Source organism: Flavobacterium granuli, from assembly GCF_900129705.1.
In the GTDB taxonomy this organism is placed as follows: Bacteria; Bacteroidota; Bacteroidia; order Flavobacteriales; family Flavobacteriaceae; genus Flavobacterium; species Flavobacterium granuli.
On sequence record NZ_FQWO01000004.1, the window covers coordinates 105,639 to 124,318 of the forward strand.

Here is an 18,680-nt window from a genome sequence, read left to right on the forward strand (position 1 = left end):
TTGTTTTTAAAAGTGAAATGATTATATTTATGCCAATATGAATGTGTTATGCATTTGTAGAAATCATTTTGGTGTCAATATGAAATTATAAGGTTTATGAATATCAGACAATATTTAGATTCGACTTATTTAAAAACTCCAAGCCAAGCGGGGCTTGATGAGAATGAAAACCTTCAAGTAGTTAAAAACTTTATTCAAGAAGCTATTGACGAAAAGTTTAAGCTCATTATGATTCGGCCTGATATGGTTTCTGTTGCTAAAAAAATGATTTCGGATGCTAATTCGACAGTACAAATAGGAACTGTAATTGATTTTCCGGAAGGAAACTCAAATGTGGAGGATAAAATTAAAGAAGCAGTTCAGGCAATTAAAGACGGTGCTGATGATTTGGACTTTGTTTGTAATTATGAAGCTTTCAAAAAGGGCGATGTTGCTTTGGTAAAGGATGAAATCCTAAGATGTACCCAAATAGGATTAGACAATAACAAAGTTGTAAAATGGATTATAGAAGTTGCGGCGCTCAATGACAAAGAAATTACGCAGCTTTCGGCTTTGATAAAAAATATAGTAATTTCTAATTTTAAAGAAGCTGATTACGCTTCTGTTTTTGTAAAATCTTCGACAGGATTTTATAAAACGGCAAATAATTTGCCGAATGGCGCCACCATTCCTGCAATCATGATGATGCTGGAAAATGCTTCACCACTTCCCGTAAAAGCGGCAGGCGGAGTGAGAACTTATGAAGAGGCAGTTGAAATGATTCGATTAGGGGTGAAGCGAATTGGGACTTCAGGAGCAAAAGCAATTGCGAATCGAGAAGACGCAAAGCTTGGATACTAAATCTACAATCAAAAACATATGAAAAAAGGTTGGCTAACTCTCGGTTTATCATTTTTTTGTTTTTTTTCTTATTCTCAAAATTTAACCAATAGCAGTACGCAATCTAATTTTTCTGCGGAACGATTTCCTGTTTTTTCTTCTTGTGCTACTTTAGAGGGCAATGAATTGGAAAGCTGTTTTTATGATAAGGTACAAGAGCTCGTTTTTCAAAATTTTATTGTTCCTGAACATTTAATCCAAAATCATTTTGAAGGAACAGTTAAAGTGCTTTTTGAAGTGGATGAGAAAGGTGTGTTTAAAGTGATTTATGTAAATGCTTTGGATGATGAACTGATTCAGGAGACAAAAAGGGTATTTGCTAAATTACCTAAGATTTTGGCTGCGACCTATAATGGAAAGCCTACTTATTCAAAATACAATATAACCATTGAAATTCCATTAAAAAGTCCGGAAACGATTGCCGCCGAAGCGGTCGCAAGAGCTGAAATTGTTCAGAATAATACCAAGCAGCTTACGGAGTTGGATAGTATTGTGTATAAAAAATACAGGAATCCAGAATATAAAAGTCATTTAAATGTTCCTTTCTCTCATAGTTATTATGTGCAATTTGATTCTTCGCTGAATCAAGTGGGAAGTAATAATCATACGGCGTCTAAACCCTATACTTATGTTGAGGTGGCTAAATATTATGACCTAAAAGGAGTGAATGATAAACTCCAAAAAAATACTTCTGGCTGGTGGGCCAGAAAATTATGGAATGAAAATATGGTGGAAATTCAAGGCGAAGATTATTGGTTTGCTTTGAATCCTATTTTGGATTTGCAACTTGGAAAGGCTTCGCAAAATAAAGCTTCGTACACCTACGTGAATACGCGAGCGATTAATTTTAGAGGAGGATTGGGGAAGCAACTGAATTTTACCACAACTATTTTTGAAAGTCAAGGGCGCTTTGCAGATTATTTTAATGATTATGCTAAGTCTATCATGCCAGCTGGCGGTAATCCTGCCATTATACCTGGGATGGGAATTGCTAAGGATTTCAAGACAGATGCTTATGATTTTCCTTTGGCGGAAGCCAATTTAACTTTTGCGCCAACGAAACACATCGATTTACAGTTGGGTTATGGCAGGAATTTTATTGGCGATGGCTATCGTTCTTTGTTGGAAAGTGATGGAGCTAGTCCGTATCCTTATTTTAAGTTGAATACCAATTTTTGGAAAATAAAATACACGAACACTTATATGTGGCTTAAAGATGTTCGGCCAGCAGTAACGCTCGAAAGAACTTATGCAACGAAGTTTATGGCCAATCATTATTTGAGCTGGAATGTGTCCAATAAATTAAATCTTGGTTTTTTTGAATCTGTGATTTGGACAAATACAAATGATCGAGGTTTTGATGCCAGTTTTGTAAATCCAATTATTTTTTATCGCTCTGTTGAGTTTGCTTCCTCGGCCAGGACAGGAAATGCGCTTTTGGGTTTGTCGTATAAGTATAAATGGAGCAATCAGATCAATTTTTATGGGCAATTTCTTTTGGATGAATTTTCTCTTGGCGATATAAAGAAAGGAGATAATAGTTGGAGAAATAAATATGGATATCAATTAGGGGCTAAATATTACAATGCTTTTAAAGTAGATAATTTATTGTTGCAGCTCGAATACAATCATGTAAGGCCTTATGTGTATTCTCATAGTGAGGCTGTTACTAATTATGGGCATAACAATCAAAGTGTGGGACATCAATGGGGTGGTAATTTTAAGGAGTTTATTGCAATAGCCCGTTATCATAAGGATCGCTATTTTGCCGATGCCAAAATTACTTTAGGAACTAGAGGTTTGGATTTTGATACAGCGGAAGATGATTTTAACTATGGCGGAAATATCTATAAAGATTATGATGAAAAAAGGCCTTCTGATTCTGGTGTAAAAGTAGGCCAGGGAAATAAGACGAATGTTTTTATAATGGACATTCAGGGTGGCTATTTGGTGAATCCGGCGACTAATCTAAAGCTTTTTGGAAGTTATATTTATAGAAGCTTTGATCCGACAATGAATACTGCTGTTACTTTTAATCAAAGTACCAATTGGATTACTTTAGGTTTAAGGTCTGATGTTTTTAATTGGTATTTTGATTATTAATGTTCCTTTTTTAGTAAACATGTTTTTTGATGGTTTGTTAGAGGTTCAGAAACCAAGTTTTGCGGGTATTTTGCCTTTGTTTTTTTCGATTGAAAAAATCTAAATTCTTAATTTCTATTTCTGTATCTAATTTGTACCTTTGCAACAGTTTTGTAAAATCTAAAGAAAAACCGCATTGAATACAATATCAAATACATTTTCCCTTAAAACGGTTTTTTCGGATTTCAAAGAAATCACAAAAGCAGGGTTGGCTATAAGTGTTTTGTTTTCTTCCATTGCGGGCTACTTCCTGGGTATTGATGATAAGCATCCTTTTCAGTGGTCTGTTTTGTTGATGTTAATCGTGGGTGGTTACTGCATGGTAGGTGCTTCGAATGCTTATAATCAAGTGATCGAAAAGGATTTGGATGCTTTGATGGATCGAACTAAGAATCGTCCGGTTCCGTCAGGGAGAATGTCACCTTTGATGGCTCTGGTAGTAGCAACTCTTCTTACTGTGGTGGGGATTTCCTTGCTTTATGCAATTAATCCTAAAACTGCCATGTTTGGTGCTATTTCGATTTTTTTATATACGAGTGTTTATACGCCTTTGAAGACGATGACTTCATTGTCTGTTTTTGTGGGTGCTTTTCCTGGAGCAATTCCTTTTATGTTGGGCTGGGTGGCTGCAACTGGTGAGTTTGGAATAGAAGCTGGAACTTTGTTTTTGATTCAGTTTTTCTGGCAATTTCCTCATTTTTGGGCTATTGGCTGGTTTTTGTATGAAGATTATGAGAAGGCGGGCTTCTTTATGTTGCCTACAGGGAAAAAAGATAAAGGAACTGCTTTGCAAATTATTCTGTATAGTGTTTGGCTTCTTATAGCGTCGCTTTTGCCTGCTTTAGGGTTTACGGGACAATTGTTTATTACGCCAATATCTGCTGTAATTGTTTTTTTATTAGGGCTTTGGATGTTGTTTTATGCGGTTCGTTTATATAAGGTGAGAAGTGCTAAAGCAGCAAGAACGTTAATGTTGGTAAGTGTTTCTTATATTACCTTATTACAGTTAGTGTATATATTTGATAAATTTTTAAGATAATTATGGATATGATAATGACAACAGAAGAGCATAAGGAAAGAGCAGCGAGATCGTCTAAGATGATATTGTTGTTTGCTATAATTAGTATGACTATGATGTTTGGGGGATTGACGAGTGCTTTTATAGTAAGTAAGTCCAGAGTGGATTGGTTGAAAGATTTTGAATTGCCAACCGTATTTTATTTTAGTACGATTGTAATCGTGGGATGTAGTATTGCAATGTATTTGGCTAAAAAATCGATTCAAAAAGACGATAGAAAAGCTACTTCTACGTATCTTTTAGTTACATTAGCATTGGGAATACTGTTTGTTGTTTTGCAATTTGTAGGATTTTCAAACTTGATTGAAATGGGGTATTATCCTACAGGTCCGTCAAGTGTAATAACGACAACTTTTTTATATGTTATCGCCTTTGTTCACTTGTTACACCTGGCTGGAGGTTTGATTTCATTGCTAATTATAATTTATAATCATTTTAAACAAAAATACAATTCGACTCAAACTCTTGGTATAGAACTAGGTGCAATGTATTGGCACTTCTTGGATTTGTTATGGGTTTGTTTATTTGTATTTTTATATTTCTTTAAATAAGAAAAAAACGTAAATTTGGGAACTTTTTAACGAATAACTTTTATGAAAGCGACAGTTACTACTGCAAATAGTGAAGAAAAAACTTGGGGAGGCGGCAATGAGCCAATGGGAGCAAGTTACGGTAAATTAATGATGTGGTTTTTTATCATGTCGGATGCCTTAACGTTCTCTGGATTTTTAGCAGCTTACGGTTTTTCTAGATTTAAATTTATTGAAACTTGGCCTTTGGCCGATGAAGTGTTTAATCACTTCCCATTTATGCATGGTGTTGATGCGCCAATGTATTATGTGGCATTGATGACTTTTATTTTGATTTTTTCATCTGTAACGATGGTTTTGGCTGTTGATGCAGGTCATCAAATGAAAAAAAATAAAGTTGTTGTTTATATGTTTTTGACCATTATTGGTGGTTTGATCTTCGTTGGGTCACAAGCTTGGGAATGGAAGAACTTCATAAAGGGGCAGTATGGTGCCATCGAAACAACTGGAGGAAGTTTACTGCAGTTTGTTGATAAAGATGGTAAGCGTGTTGCTCTTGCTGATTTTGCAGCTACTTTGCATGAGGAAAGAAGTCAACTTAAAAGAAGCGACGCAACTTGGTTCATGAGTGAGTCTTCATTGCCTTCATATTCAGTTGCAGAAGTGCAAGCTGGTTTTAAAGCGCATCTTGAATTGCTGATTAGAACTGAAGTTATTTATGAAGGAAGTGCTGAAGAGGCTAAGAATTCTACAATAAACCATGATTTGTCTAAAGTTAAATTCAAAACAGTTTTAACTAGAGAAGAGTCAGAATTAAGATTAGCGCAAGCAGCTCATGTTGTTGAAGGTGCTAATTTAATAAGAAATGAATACGGAAATAAATTATTTGCTGATTTCTTTTTCTTTATCACAGGATTCCACGGTTTTCACGTTTTTTCTGGAGTGATTATTAATATCATTATATTTTTCAATGTACTTCTTGGAACTTATGAGAGAAGAGGAAGTTATGAAATGGTCGAAAAAGTGGGGCTTTACTGGCACTTTGTTGATTTAGTTTGGGTATTTGTATTTACAGTTTTCTACTTAGTTTAATTTTAGATTTATTATTATGTCACACGAACACGTTTCTAATACAAAGAGAATTTGGTTTGTTTTTGCATTGTTATCTGTGGTAACAATAGTTGAGGTTATACTTGGTATTTATAAACCGGCTGTATTTCATTTGAATCATTTCCTAGGTATGAACTTGCTAAATTGGATTTTTTATATCCTGACTGTTTTTAAAGCATATTATATTGTATGGGCATTTATGCATTTAGAAGGTGAAAAATCAAGTCTTAGATGGTCAATTGTTTTGCCTATTGTATTTCTGATTTTGTATATACTTTTTATACTTTTGACTGAAGGGGATTATATTTATGGCGTTTTTAAGGATTCGACCATTAAATGGAACTTTTAACAATATATTAATTCAAAAAAAGGGTACGCATTGCGTACCTTTTTTTATTTTTGCCGATTAAACATTATCAGAATCATAATGAAAAAAAATATCGTTCTTTTTGTTCTTTTTATTTTGCCTATAGTTGCTTATCTATTCTTTGCTTCGGGGGTAAATGGTTTTACAAAACTACCGGTTATTATTCCTAAAATTGCTGATTTTGGTCAATGGCAGTCTTTGGACGGTAAAAAAGCCACTCTGGATAATAAAATCACAATCCTTGGTTTTGGAGGGACAGAGATTTTAAAAAACAGAGGCAATCTTTTTAATCTCAACGAAAAAATTTATCAAAAATACCACACGTTCAAGGATCTTCAATTTGTTATGATTTGTCCTTTGGGTACTGAAGGAGATGTTCATAAAATTATGGATGCATTTGACGATTTTACTGATGTCTCTAATTGGCATTTCTTATTTGCGACTCCTGATCAAATTAATGCCTATTACAAAGAACTTAAATTAGTAGGAGGGTTAGATGCGAATTTGGGTACTCCAAATGTCTTTATTGTCGATAAAGAAAGAAACCTTAGAGGAAGAAAAGATCAGGATGAGTATAAGGAAGGTTATAATACTTTTCACCCTTCGGAATTAAGTAATGAAATGGCTGATGATTTTAAAATCATTTTGTATGAATACCGAGCAGCTCTTAAGAAAAATAATAATGCTTCAAAACAGCTTTAAAATCATATTTTATGTTCAAAAATAAATCTTACATCGGGATTTCATTTGTAATTCTTGTTTTCGGAATCTTTGTTATTCCTAAATTAGTTTCAAGAATTCAGAATGGTGACATTGTAAAAGGAGAACGTCTGGATAAGGTTTCCACGGGTGCAAAAGAAGATGGAAAGTTAGTTGAAATAGGTCCTGCGCCAAAGTTCGAATTAACCAATCAAAATAACGTATTAATCAGCAATGAATCCTATAAAGGGAAAGTTTATGTTTTGGAATTTTTCTTTACAACTTGTCCTACCATTTGTCCAAAAATGAATCAAAGCATGTTGGAAATTGAAAATAAATTTTTTGGGAATCCTAATTTTGGGATTGTTTCTATTACAATCGATCCTGAACATGATACACCTAAAGTATTGAAAGAGCATGCTGATTTATTAGGAGTAAGATCTTCAAACTGGAATTTTCTAAGTGGAGAAAAGACGGCTATTTTTGATTTGGCCAATAAAGGTTTCAATCTTTATGCGGGAGAAAATAGTAAGGCTAATGGTGGATTTGAGCATTCGGGCTTGTTTGCCTTAATAGACAAAAATGGAAACATTCGTTGCCGAAGAGATAATTTTGGAAATCCAATCTTGTATTATGACGGTTTGGATAAAAAAGGAGTAAGAGACCTTCAGCAAGACATCAATGTATTATTAAAAGAATAAGCAATAATGAAAGAACAAAATTTAGAACAAAAATATAATAAATGGATTGTGGTATTGTCAGTGGCAATTCCTCTTGTGGTAGCTTTGCTTTTTGGTGTTAATTTGAGAAAACTAGGTTATGATGTGGAACCACTTTCTTTTTTACCTCCCATTTATGCAACAATAAACGGCATTACAGCTTTGGTCTTAATAGTGGCTGTAGTCGCTATTAAAAATGGAAAAAGGAAATTACACGAGAATTTGATGAAAACAGCTATAGGCTGTTCTGTTGCTTTTTTGGCGATGTATGTGTCTTATCATATGACTTCTGATTCGACAAAATTTGGTGGGGAAGGAATGATAAGCTATGTTTATTATTTTATCTTAATAACGCATATTATTTTATCAATTGTTATTATTCCATTGGTATTAATCACCTACGTTCGCGGATTGGCTCAAGTATTTGACAAACATAAAAAAATTGCCAAAATCACTTTTCCTATCTGGTTGTACGTTGCTGTTACTGGTGTTGTTGTTTATTTAATGATTTCTCCTTATTATGTGTAAAATGGAAAATAAAATGCAGAATACAGAAAATAGAATGGCAGCGAGAAGCGGAAAATCATTTTTAACAAAATTTAGTTTTGCGCTATTCGCTATCTTCTTTTCTGTTGCAGCTAATGCGCAATGTGCTATGTGTCGTGCGGCTTTGGGAGGGGATGCTAATACATCACAGGCCCAAGCTGTAAATGACGGAATCGTCTATTTGATGGCAATTCCCTATTTACTCGTTGCGGTTATAGGTTATTCTGTTTATAGAATGAGAAAGAAGAAATCAAAATAATCTCGGTTAAAAATAAAACACAAAGGCATCAAGTTTAATTAGTGAACTTGATGCCTTTGTGTTTTTATGGAGATGAATCTCTAGGTTGAAATGGTTGTTATTTTAAACCGTCAACCGAGACATTAATTTCGCCATTTATTTTTATCAATGCGATGATAGCATTGTTGGTCAATTGGATTTTTTGAAATTGAATGTCGTCCATTTTTCCATTTACAAAAACACCGGGCATAGGAGAGTAGTTTTTTAAATAAGTCATCATGGTTTGTCTGCCTTCCTCTAAATTAGGCTTTATTGAATAACGACAACTTTCCTGAATCTTTCTTAAAATTATTCCTTGAGCAAGCCAGTTAGCGGTGCGCATGAGTCTATTCTTAGTGTCTAAGGCATAATCTAGTTTGTCAAAATAGATTTCTTTGGTTTGCTCATCATATTGAGGGAAACCGGCTAAGTAAATGGTTCCGTTTACCGAGCCCAAAAGATCGAGGGCTATGACCATTTTGCCATCTTTATGCCAAATAGCTACACTTTGCACTTTTATTTTTTTAGTTCCAGAACCAAATTCCTGGCCATAGAAATTTTTTGTCATTATTTTTGAAGCATCTCTATAACTGGAAACGGCGACAATATTGGTTGTGATTTGGTTTGGGATTTTAACGACGGGTTTTAGAATGATTTTGTTAGCATCAAATTTAGTTTGCGGCTGTTGACCAATTAAGGTTTCCATAGTGCATTTTATTCCCATCTGTAATAAAAAAGAATCGTTTTTCAGTTTGGCAGCTGTCGAATAGATTTCAATAGGTACAATTCTAAGCCAACTTTCATAGGCTTCATTCATTTTGAAAGGAGTGGACATTTTTTCTAAAGCAGCAAGGACATTGGGTTTGAAATCCATCGATTTCTCTATGGCTTCATCTATTTTTCTCTCTATTTTGGACTTAAACAGTTTTACTGCAGGATTAATAAGATAGGTGATCGGCATATTTTTGCCAAAAACGTTCATAGTGGGACTTTCGTTCCAGTCTAATGATTTTAATTCCGTTTTGGTATTCAGGTTCCAATTGTTTAAAGAAACATCGCTGGTTAGAGTAATTCTTCCGTTCAAGTTAAATTCGCGAGTGTTGTAGAGTTCGGTGCCAAGGGTTTTTGTTCCTATGCGGTATTTGACCAAGGCTTTTAAGGGTAAAACCGTTTTTATTTTTTCTCCCGTTTTTCCGTGTTCATTTTCAATTGTAATTGGAGCGAGTTTCCAAATTTTTATTTCGATATCATCGTCTTCGATGTTGTTGTCTTCATAAATTAATCCTTTCAACAGCGAGTTGGTTTGCTTTTCAATATCTTTTAGTTTTATGCTAATAGGCAAGTTGATGAAGGAAGGGGAGCTGTCATAAACCAAAGGACTAGCGTCATCCGGTTCCGGTTTTAAAGCAGTGATTTTTTGTGAAGTGGAACAGCCTGAAATACTATAAATGAATAGAATCACAAGTAGGGCTAAGATGGATTTTGTCATTAGTTTGGATTTGTGGAAACAAAATTACTAAAAGGGGAATATTTTTCGGTTTAAACTGTAACATTTTAACTCGATTATTGTCTTATTCAAAAGAAGTAGGAAAAGTTTCTGGTATTTATTTAGTATAATTTCTTTTTCTAAATATTTAATATTGTTTAAAACAACAAAAATATGATTGAAATTAAAGATCTCCACAAATCCTACAAAATGGGAAGCTCTGAATTGCATGTATTAAAAGGAATCAATTTCAATATAAAAGAAGGAGAATTAGTCGCTATTATGGGGTCGTCCGGTTCAGGAAAATCAACACTTTTGAATATATTGGGGATTTTGGATGAAGCAGATTCTGGAAATTATATTTTGGATAAAGTGACGATTAAGAATCTTAATGAGACGATTGCGTCAAAATACCGCAATCAATTTTTAGGTTTTGTTTTTCAATCTTTCAATTTGATTAATTATAAAAGTGCCTTGGATAATGTGTCTATGCCACTGTATTATCAAGGGATAAAAAGAAAAGAACGTCACGAAATAGCGATGAGTTATCTCGAAAAAGTAGGTTTGGCTTCGCATTCTCATCATTTGCCCAATGAACTTTCCGGAGGTCAAAAACAGCGTGTTGCCATTGCAAGAGCTTTGGCGTCGAACCCGAAAGTATTATTGGCCGATGAGCCAACGGGAGCTTTGGACACCAAAACTTCTTATGAAGTGATGGAATTGATTCAAGGAATTAATGATGAAGGAAAGACCATTTTGATAGTGACCCACGAGCCGGATATCGCGGCAATGTGTAAAAGAAATGTAGTATTAAAGGATGGTCTCATCATCGATGATAAAATGGTAGAACAAGTTAGAGCGTCTGATTATGTTTAATATTGAGCGCTGGCAGGAAATATTTGAGGCTATTGCCAAGAATAAGCTGAGAACCTTTCTTACTGGAGTTTCGGTGGCTTCCGGCATATTTATATTAGTGATTCTTTTGGGAGCTGGAAAAGGACTTCAAAACGGAATCGAAAGACAATTTGAAAATGATGCTAATGGTTTGATTTCATTTTGGTCCGGGACCACAACCAAGGAATATAAAGGATTAAATCCCGGAAGACGCATTCAGTTCAGAAACAGTGATTTTGATGCCTCGGTTCAAAAATTTGACGATAAATTGGAGATCAAATCAGCTAATTTTATTTTCTGGAATGGGGTTATGGCTTATGGTAAAGAAACAGGAAATTACAGATATATAGGAGTTTATCCGGATTATCAGGCTGTTGAAAATGCAAAAGTTGTCGAAGGTAGATTTATTAATGATAATGATTTGATTCATAGCGAAAAAGTAACGGTTATTGGTCAAAAAGTGAAATTGGATTTATTTAAAGATAAAAATCCTATTGGAGAGCAACTTGTTATCAGTGGTATTAATTTCAAAGTGGTTGGTATTTTTACCGATCCGGCTGGAGAACGTGAGGAATCGAGAGTTTATTTGCCTTTTACCACTACTCAAAAAGCTTTTGGTGTGGGGGATAAAATCAGTAATTTGGATTTTACCCTTAAGAAAAAAGATACTTACGAAGAGGCTTTGGCACAGTCGAATAAGTTTACCAAAGAGCTAAGTCTGTTGTTGAAAAGTAAGAATATGATTGCTCCGGAAGATGATGGAGCCATAGGAATCAATAATTCTATTGAGAATGCGAAACAGTTTTATGATTTAAATCTTTATATCAGACTGTTTTTTTGGTGGGTTGGGATTTGTACTATTATTGCGGGAGTGGTCGGTGTGAGTAATATCATGTTGATTATTGTAAAAGAAAGAACTAAAGAAATTGGTATTAGAAAAGCATTAGGCGCTTCTCCAATTTCAATTGTTGGGATGATTCTGCATGAGTCTGTTTTTATTACCACAATTGCTGGATTTGTAGGGCTTTTGGCGAGTTTATTACTTTTAGAATTGGTAGGTCCGCAAATAAAGAGTGATTATTTTTTGAATCCTGAAGTTGACTTTAGTGTTGCTCTTACCACTTTAGTTATACTGGTAGTTGCAGGAGCAATAGCAGGTTTTTTTCCTGCTTATAGAGCCGCTAAAATTAAACCTATTGTAGCACTTAGAGATGAATAATTATGTTAGATAGAGATAATTGGAACGAAATTTTAGAGGCGCTTACGGCAAATACTTTTAGGACTATTCTTACTGCTTTTGGTGTTTTTTGGGGAATATTTATTTTGGTGATATTGCTTGGAGCCGGAAATGGATTAGAAAACGGAGTCAAGAAGGGTTTTGATGGCATTGCGACCAATACTATGTTTATGTGGACGCAAACGACTTCAAAGCCTTATAAAGGATTGCCAAAAACCAGAAGGTATGATTTTAGGAACAGTGATGTTGTGGCATTAAAAGAAGCTTTGCCGGATTTGTTATATGTTTCGCCTCGAAATCAACTTGGGGGATTTGAAGGAGCAAATAATGTAGTTCGAGGGACAAAAACGGCTGCATTTACAGTATATGGGGATTATCCGGAACTAATCAAGCAGCAACCCAAAACCATTATCAAAGGGCGCTTTGTGAATCAACAGGATATTCTTCTGAAGAGAAAAATTGCGGTGATAGGGCAAGGGGTTATCAATGAACTATATGAAAAAACCGAAGAAGTTATAGGTACTTATATCAAGGTTAATGGTGTGAATTTTATGGTGGTTGGGATTTATAATTCCAAATCCAATCAAGGGAATGCTGAGCAGGAACAAAAAGAGATATTTGTGCCTTTTACTACCTTCCAACAAGCATTTAATTTTGGGGATAAAGTGGGGTGGATGGCGCTTACAGCCAATGATAATTCTTCCATAACCGATTTGAAGCCAAAGATATTAGAAGTCATCAAATCGCGACACTCCATAAATCCTACAGATGATAGGGCTATTGGTAATTTTGATTTATACGAACAGTTTAATAAGATACGAGGTCTGTTTTCAATACTAAAGTTTATCGCTTATTTTGTTGGGACTCTAGTTTTGATTTCGGGAGTTATTGGGATTTCAAATATCATGTTAATCGTAGTTAAAGAGCGAACAAAAGAAATTGGAATTCGAAGAGCATTGGGAGCAACTCCAGGAGCTATTCGAACCCAAATATTATCCGAAGCCATCTTTCTAACTATAATCGCTGGAATGTTTGGGATTGCCGCTGCAACCGGATTGTTGGCTGTAGTCAATATGATTTTGGATTCAATGCCGGGGGAAGGAATGATGTTCGCTAATCCAAGTGTTGATCTAACAGTGGTATTTATTGCCCTGCTTATATTGGTTGGTTCCGGTTTATTGGCCGGATTAATTCCTGCTCAAACTGCCATAAATGTAAAACCCGTCGATGCCTTGCGCGCCGAATAAATTTTTAATCAAAAAATAACCGACTAATCTAATATTTCAATGAAAAAAGGAGCAACAATCACGATTTTAATTCTTATAACCGTACTGTTTTTTGGGTCTCTGTATTATTTGTATGCTAAAAACCAAGAGTCTCCAGTAGTGTTTGAGACCGATAAAGTAGAAGTCAAAACAATTATTAAAAATACCATAGCCACAGGGAATATTGTTCCGGATGAAGAGGTTTTAATCAAGCCTAATATTTCAGGTATTATTGAAGCGGTCTATATCAAAGCCGGTGAGAGTATCAAAGCCGGTGATTTAATTGCAAAAATTAAGGTAGTGGCCAATGTTTCTAATTTGAGCAATTCCCAAAATCAGGTGCAAACGACTAAGATTGCTTTGGATAATCAAGAAAAAGTATATCAAAGACAAAAAACGTTGTTTGATAAAGGGGTGATTTCGGCCAATGATTTTGATGCGGCTCAATTAGCTTACAAGCAGGCAAAACAGGCTTATGCTTCTTCTAAGCAAGGTTTTGATATTGTAAAAACAGGAACGACATCCGGTTTAGGGAATTATGCCAATACTTTAATTCGTTCAACTGTGAACGGAATGGTGCTTGATGTTCCTGTAAAAGTAGGGAATCAGGTTATTGAAAGTAATAATTTTAATGAAGGAACAACCATTGCCAGTGTAGCTGATGTGGGAAGAATGATATTTGTAGGTAAAATAGACGAATCTGAAGTAGGGAAAATAAAAGAAAAATTGCCTATCGAAATCACTATTGGTGCTATAGAAAACAAAAAATTTGATTCCGTTTTAGAGTATATTGCCCCAAAAGGGAAAACGGAGAATGGTGCAATTCAATTTGAGATTAAAGCTAGCCTTTCTAATTCCGACAACACTTTTATCAGAGCGGGTTTGAGTGCGAATGCATCAATTATATTGGAAAAGGCCGACAAGGTTTTAGCTGTCAAAGAATCGCTGCTTCAATTCGATAAAAAAACACAAAAACCTTATGTAGAGATAGAAACTGCTTCCCAGAAATTTGTTAGAAAAGACCTTGTATTGGGAGTAAGTGACGGAATTTACGTAGAGATAAAAAGTGGTTTGAAAGCTTCGGATAAAATTAAAGTTTGGAACCAAGGCTTGAAAAAAGAAGAGCCCAAATCTTAATTAGAGTCTTAAAGAATTTTTTGTTTTAAAAAAGAATGTTAATCTTGTGTAGTATCTTTGTTACACCACCATTTAAAATATATGAAAAAAAATAGTTGGATATCTTTAGTCTTAATTTCTGTCTTTAGTTTGTCTGCTCAGGCGCAAACTAAAAAATGGTCGCTGGAAGAATGTGTGAATTACGCCATACAAAATAATATATCAATCAAACAAACCGAGTTAGATACCAAAACTGCGGCGATTGATAAAAAAGGAGCCATAGGGAATTTTCTTCCTTCCTTAAATGCTAATGCTTCCCATTCGTGGAATATTGGTTTGAACCAGGATATTACTACTGGACTTTTACAAAACCAAACCACTCAGTTTACTTCTGCCGGAGCCAGTGTAGGAATTGATATTTATAGAGGCTTACAAAACCAAAATACATTGCGAAGAGCTAATCTTTCGATGGTTGCAGCAAAATATCAGTTGTTGAAAATGCAGGAAGATATCGCGCTTAATGTGGCTAATGCTTTTTTGCAAGTGCTTTTTAACAAAGAGAATTTAAAGGTTCAAAAGGAGCAAAGAAGTATTAATGAAAAGCAATTGTACCGTTCAGAGGAATTAGTGAAAGCCGGAACAATTCCAAGAGGTGATTTATTGGATGTCAAAGCGACCTTAGCTTCAGATAATCAAAAAGTGATAGCAGCCGAGAATACTTTGCTGATTTCAAAATTGAGTTTAGCTCAGTTGTTGCAATTAAAGGATTTCGAAAGTTTTGATGTGGTAGACGGTACGATGGCAAAAGACGAAAATAATATCCTGTCTCAAACTCCGGTTGCCATTTATGATAAGGCCAAAGAAAGCAGAACGGAATTGAAAATTGCTGAAACAAATCTCGAAATTGCACAGAAAAGTTTAGCAATTGCAAAAGGAGGTTTTCAGCCTACTTTGCAAGGTTTTTATAACTTTAGCAGTAGGATTTCCTATGCTGATGTTCCATTGAGAGATGGTAATGGGACAGTTATAGGAACTCAGGCACCGCCTCCGTTTTTTGATCAATTCAATACTAATAAAGGACAGTCATTCGGGGCACAATTGAGTATTCCAATTTTTAATGGATTTTCTGCCAGAAATAATGTGGAGCGCTCTAAAGTGAATTTAGAGAAATCTAAAATTGCCGTTGAACAACAAAATTTGGATTTACAAAGAAATGTATATACCGCTTTTTCGGATGCCAAAGGAGCTTTGAAAGCGCATGAGTCAGCAATTGTGGCTTTAGAATCCAGACAGCAATCTTACAATTATGCAAAAGATAAATTTGATGTTGGTTTGATGAATTCTTTTGACTTAAACCAGTCGCAGACTTTACTTTCTAACGCTCAATCGGAAGTGTTGCGATCTAAATACGATTACATTTTTAAAATAAAAATATTAGAATTCTATTTCGGAATTCCAATCATTAAAAACTAATACATTATGTCTAAAAAAACAGTTTATTATATAGTAGGTGGAGCAGTTTTAGTAATAGTTGCTTTAATTACGCTTTCCAAAAGTGGGGTGATTGGGAATAAGGATACAGGAATCGAGGTAGAAACTGCTCAGGTAAATGTTTCGACTATAGTAGAAACAGTTTCTGCCACAGGTAAGATTCAGCCAGAAATTGAGGTTAAAATAGCTTCAATGGTTTCGGGCGAAATTATTTCTTTGCCAGTGAAAGAAGGACAAGTGGTTAAAAAAGGAGATTTATTGGTAAAAATAAATCCTGATTTGTATACTTCAAGTTTAAACAGAACCATTGCAGGATTATCGGGTTCTAAAGCGGGTTTGACTCAAGCCGATGCGCAGTTTAAAGAGGCGAAAGCAAGTTACGACAGGAATAAATCCTTATTTGAAAAAGGGATTATTTCTAAGTCGGATTGGGATAAGGCTACGGCTTCTTTTGAAGTGGCCAAGGCAACAAAGCAATCGGCTTATTTTAATGTTCAAAGTGCTTCGGCATCTGTCAATGAGGCCAAAGATAATCTGGGGAGAACCATCATTTTTTCTCCTGCAGATGGGACTATTTCGATGCTTAATGTAGAATTAGGGGAACGTGTTTTGGGAACTCAACAGATGACTGGAACAGAAATTCTAAGAGTCGCCAACCTGAATAATATGGAAGTTGAGGTCGATGTAAATGAAAATGATATTGTGAAAATTAAAGTAGGAGATCAGGCTAATGTTGAGGTTGATGCTTATTTGAAAAAACAATTCAAGGGAATGGTTACTAGTATATCCAATTCGGCTAGTACTGCTTTGACAGCGGATCAGGTGACTAATTTTAAAGTAAAAGTTAGAATTTTGAAAGAATCCTATGCGGATTTATTGGCTGGAAAGCCGGAAACGTATTCTCCTTTTAGACCAGGAATGACGGCGACTGTTGATATTATTACGAAGACCAAATCGAATGTTTTAAATGTCCCGATTAGCTCCATAGTTATCAAATCCGATACTGCTGCAGTAAAAGGAGTAGAGAAGTATGAGGTAGCCGATGATAAAAAAGCAGCTCCTAAAAGTGATAAAAAATTCGAATGTGTTTTTGTAAAAGTAGGTGATAAGGCAAAAATTCGCGTCATTAAAACAGGAATTCAAGACGACACTAATATTGAGATTATAAACGGTCTGAAAAAAGGAGATGTCGTAATTACAGGACCTTATACTACAGTTACTAAAGAATTGAATTCAGGAGACAAGGTGACGGTGAAGACAGATAAAGAAAAGAGTAAGAAATAAATAGTTTTATTTTACATTTGTAGCTCTTACGAATCTTAAATTAAAAAGCATTGTCTTATATTCTTAATATCGAAACCTCCACAAAAAATTGTTCTGTTGCTATTGCAAAAGAAGGAAAAACTATTGTATGCAAAGAAATTGCTGAAGAAGGCTATTCTCATGCCGAGCGTTTGCACGTTTTTATTGAGGAAAGTTTAAAAGAAGCCGGAATCGGTTACAGAGATTTGGTTGCTATTGCCGTAAGTCAGGGACCGGGTTCTTATACCGGTTTGCGTATAGGCGTTTCGGCAGCCAAAGGTTTGTGTTTTGCCTTAGGAATTCCCTTGATAGCGGTAGATACGTTGCAAACTTTGTCGGCACAAGTTGCTGTTTCTTCGGGATTGATTATTCCAATGATTGATGCCAGAAGAATGGAAGTGTATAGCGCTATATTTAGTCCAAATTTAGAAACTATAAGAGCGACTCAAGCCGAAGTTATTACTGAGGATTCTTTTGATGATTTAACGGAGACGATTTACTTTGTGGGAGATTGTGCCGAAAAATGCAAAACAGTACTTACTAAGGAAAATTTTGTTTTCTTGGAACAAATAAAATATCCTTCTGCAAACGAAATGAGTTCTTTGAGCTTTGAAAAATATAAAATAAGCGACACTGTAGATGTCGCTTATTTTGAACCTTATTATTTAAAAGATTTTATGGTCACTACTCCCAAGAAATAGGATGTTATTAGGCCTCGTTTTTAGATAGTCCTTTTACAAAAGGCTGTATTGAAATACCTGCTGCATCAAATGCAATTTTGCAATTTTCTAATGTTTCCGAAGTAATCGAACCAAAATTTTCATTAGTAGCCCAAGGTCTTACCGCTAACTGGATCGAAGTGTCTGTTAGGCTTTTTACAGAAACTTCAAAGCCAGGAGTTTTAAGTACTTTTGGATTAGCCTTTAAAACATTTGTAATTATATCTTTTGCTTTTTTGATATCCGAATCATAAGAAATAGCAAAGGTCAAATCCGCTCTTCGGTAGCCTTGCATCGAGTGGTTGATAATAGTACCATTAGATAATGCTCCGTTTGGTATAAAAACGGTTTGATTGTTTGCTGTTATTAATTTTGTTGAAAATATTTGTATCTCGCTAACAGAAGCTATGATTCCCTGTGCTTCAATAGTGTCTCCAACTTTGAATGGTTTAAAAAGAATAATCAACACTCCTCCTGCAAAATTAGACAGCGAACCTTGAAGCGAAAGTCCTACCGCAAGCCCTATAGCGCCCAGAATGGCTACAAAAGAAGAAGCTCCAATTCCCAGCTTTTCGATGAATGTAACGAATAATAATACTCTCAATACCCAAAGTAATATATCTGTCAGAAATTTAGTCAAAGTGGGCTCTAATTCCCTTTTGATCATTATTTTTCTAATAGATCTATTAATAATCCTTATGGCATAGAGACCAACAAAAAGAATTAGAAAAGCCGAAATTAATTTTGGAGAATAATCAATTAAAACGTTGATAAAGGTTTCGGCATAATTGGTAAGATGTTCAGGGCTTAAGTACATTTTTTT

The 18,680-nt window shown here is 35.0% G+C and carries 19 protein-coding genes; 17 read left to right on the plus strand and 2 right to left on the minus strand.

Annotation, left to right across the window (positions count from 1 at the left end; all coding sequences use genetic code 11):
• Nucleotides 1-96: 96 nt before the first annotated feature.
• The 10 genes from deoC to BUB25_RS07160 all read left to right on the plus strand — a co-directional run bounded on the left by deoC (nucleotide 97) and on the right by BUB25_RS07160 (nucleotide 8,329).
• Nucleotides 97-840: a deoxyribose-phosphate aldolase gene (gene deoC / locus BUB25_RS07115; RefSeq protein WP_072942310.1), complete on the plus strand. Its 744-nt coding sequence runs from the start codon at nucleotides 97-99 to the stop codon at nucleotides 838-840.
• Nucleotides 841-858: 18 nt separating this feature from the next.
• Nucleotides 859-2,982: a gliding motility protein RemB gene (locus BUB25_RS07120; protein WP_072942312.1), complete on the plus strand. Its 2,124-nt coding sequence runs from the start codon at nucleotides 859-861 to the stop codon at nucleotides 2,980-2,982.
• A gap of 175 nt (nucleotides 2,983-3,157) precedes the next feature.
• Nucleotides 3,158-4,060, plus strand: coding sequence for a heme o synthase (gene cyoE / locus BUB25_RS07125; protein ID WP_072942314.1), 903 nt, complete (start codon nucleotides 3,158-3,160; stop codon nucleotides 4,058-4,060).
• Nucleotides 4,061-4,062: 2 nt separating this feature from the next.
• Nucleotides 4,063-4,650: a cytochrome c oxidase subunit 3 gene (locus BUB25_RS07130; protein ID WP_072942316.1), complete on the plus strand. Its 588-nt coding sequence runs from the start codon at nucleotides 4,063-4,065 to the stop codon at nucleotides 4,648-4,650.
• A gap of 42 nt (nucleotides 4,651-4,692) precedes the next feature.
• Nucleotides 4,693-5,721: a cytochrome c oxidase subunit 3 gene (locus BUB25_RS07135; RefSeq protein ID WP_072942318.1), complete on the plus strand. Its 1,029-nt coding sequence runs from the start codon at nucleotides 4,693-4,695 to the stop codon at nucleotides 5,719-5,721.
• A 16-nt stretch (nucleotides 5,722-5,737) separates the two neighbouring features.
• Complete coding sequence (locus tag BUB25_RS07140) at nucleotides 5,738-6,088, plus strand: cytochrome C oxidase subunit IV family protein (protein WP_072942320.1); 351 nt, start codon at nucleotides 5,738-5,740, stop codon at nucleotides 6,086-6,088.
• Nucleotides 6,089-6,166: 78 nt separating this feature from the next.
• Complete coding sequence (locus tag BUB25_RS07145; RefSeq protein WP_072942322.1) at nucleotides 6,167-6,808, plus strand: hypothetical protein; 642 nt, start codon at nucleotides 6,167-6,169, stop codon at nucleotides 6,806-6,808.
• An 11-nt stretch (nucleotides 6,809-6,819) separates the two neighbouring features.
• Nucleotides 6,820-7,506 (plus strand): SCO family protein, encoded by a 687-nt coding sequence (locus tag BUB25_RS07150; protein ID WP_072942324.1) that lies wholly within the window; start codon nucleotides 6,820-6,822, stop codon nucleotides 7,504-7,506.
• Between the two features lie 6 nt (nucleotides 7,507-7,512).
• On the plus strand, nucleotides 7,513-8,052 hold the full coding sequence (locus BUB25_RS07155) for a DUF420 domain-containing protein (protein WP_072942326.1): 540 nt from the start codon (nucleotides 7,513-7,515) through the stop codon (nucleotides 8,050-8,052).
• A gap of 13 nt (nucleotides 8,053-8,065) precedes the next feature.
• Nucleotides 8,066-8,329 carry a hypothetical protein gene (locus tag BUB25_RS07160; RefSeq protein ID WP_244533813.1) on the plus strand — a complete coding sequence of 88 codons (264 nt, stop codon included), beginning with the start codon at nucleotides 8,066-8,068 and terminating at the stop codon, nucleotides 8,327-8,329.
• Between the two features lie 97 nt (nucleotides 8,330-8,426).
• On the opposite strand, the gene BUB25_RS07165 is transcribed toward BUB25_RS07160, so the two are convergent.
• Nucleotides 8,427-9,836, minus strand: coding sequence for a DUF4403 family protein (locus tag BUB25_RS07165; protein WP_072942328.1), 1,410 nt, complete (start codon nucleotides 9,834-9,836; stop codon nucleotides 8,427-8,429).
• Between the two features lie 171 nt (nucleotides 9,837-10,007).
• Between BUB25_RS07165 and BUB25_RS07170 the strand changes: the two genes are divergently transcribed.
• From BUB25_RS07170 to tsaB, 7 genes are all read left to right on the plus strand, one after another.
• Entirely contained in the window at nucleotides 10,008-10,709 is a 702-nt protein-coding gene (locus tag BUB25_RS07170) for an ABC transporter ATP-binding protein (protein ID WP_072942330.1), read from the plus strand.
• Nucleotides 10,702-11,946 (plus strand): ABC transporter permease, encoded by a 1,245-nt coding sequence (locus BUB25_RS07175; protein ID WP_072942333.1) that lies wholly within the window; start codon nucleotides 10,702-10,704, stop codon nucleotides 11,944-11,946. The genes BUB25_RS07170 and BUB25_RS07175 overlap by 8 nt, the downstream gene beginning before the upstream one ends.
• Nucleotides 11,947-11,948: 2 nt before the next feature.
• On the plus strand, nucleotides 11,949-13,211 hold the full coding sequence (locus BUB25_RS07180) for an ABC transporter permease (protein WP_072942335.1): 1,263 nt from the start codon (nucleotides 11,949-11,951) through the stop codon (nucleotides 13,209-13,211).
• Nucleotides 13,212-13,250: 39 nt separating this feature from the next.
• Nucleotides 13,251-14,366: an efflux RND transporter periplasmic adaptor subunit gene (locus tag BUB25_RS07185; RefSeq protein WP_072942337.1), complete on the plus strand. Its 1,116-nt coding sequence runs from the start codon at nucleotides 13,251-13,253 to the stop codon at nucleotides 14,364-14,366.
• Between the two features lie 81 nt (nucleotides 14,367-14,447).
• A complete protein-coding gene (locus BUB25_RS07190; protein ID WP_072942339.1) occupies nucleotides 14,448-15,818 on the plus strand; it encodes a TolC family protein in 1,371 nt (456 codons plus the stop codon).
• A 6-nt stretch (nucleotides 15,819-15,824) separates the two neighbouring features.
• The gene (locus BUB25_RS07195; RefSeq protein ID WP_072942342.1) at nucleotides 15,825-17,120 is read left to right on the plus strand and encodes an efflux RND transporter periplasmic adaptor subunit; all 1,296 of its coding nucleotides are present in this window, start codon (nucleotides 15,825-15,827) and stop codon (nucleotides 17,118-17,120) included.
• Nucleotides 17,121-17,170: 50 nt separating this feature from the next.
• Nucleotides 17,171-17,839: a tRNA (adenosine(37)-N6)-threonylcarbamoyltransferase complex dimerization subunit type 1 TsaB gene (gene tsaB, locus BUB25_RS07200; RefSeq protein WP_072942345.1), complete on the plus strand. Its 669-nt coding sequence runs from the start codon at nucleotides 17,171-17,173 to the stop codon at nucleotides 17,837-17,839.
• A gap of 7 nt (nucleotides 17,840-17,846) precedes the next feature.
• On the opposite strand, the gene BUB25_RS07205 is transcribed toward tsaB, so the two are convergent.
• Complete coding sequence (locus BUB25_RS07205; protein ID WP_072942347.1) at nucleotides 17,847-18,674, minus strand: mechanosensitive ion channel family protein; 828 nt, start codon at nucleotides 18,672-18,674, stop codon at nucleotides 17,847-17,849.
• Nucleotides 18,675-18,680 lie beyond the last annotated feature (6 nt).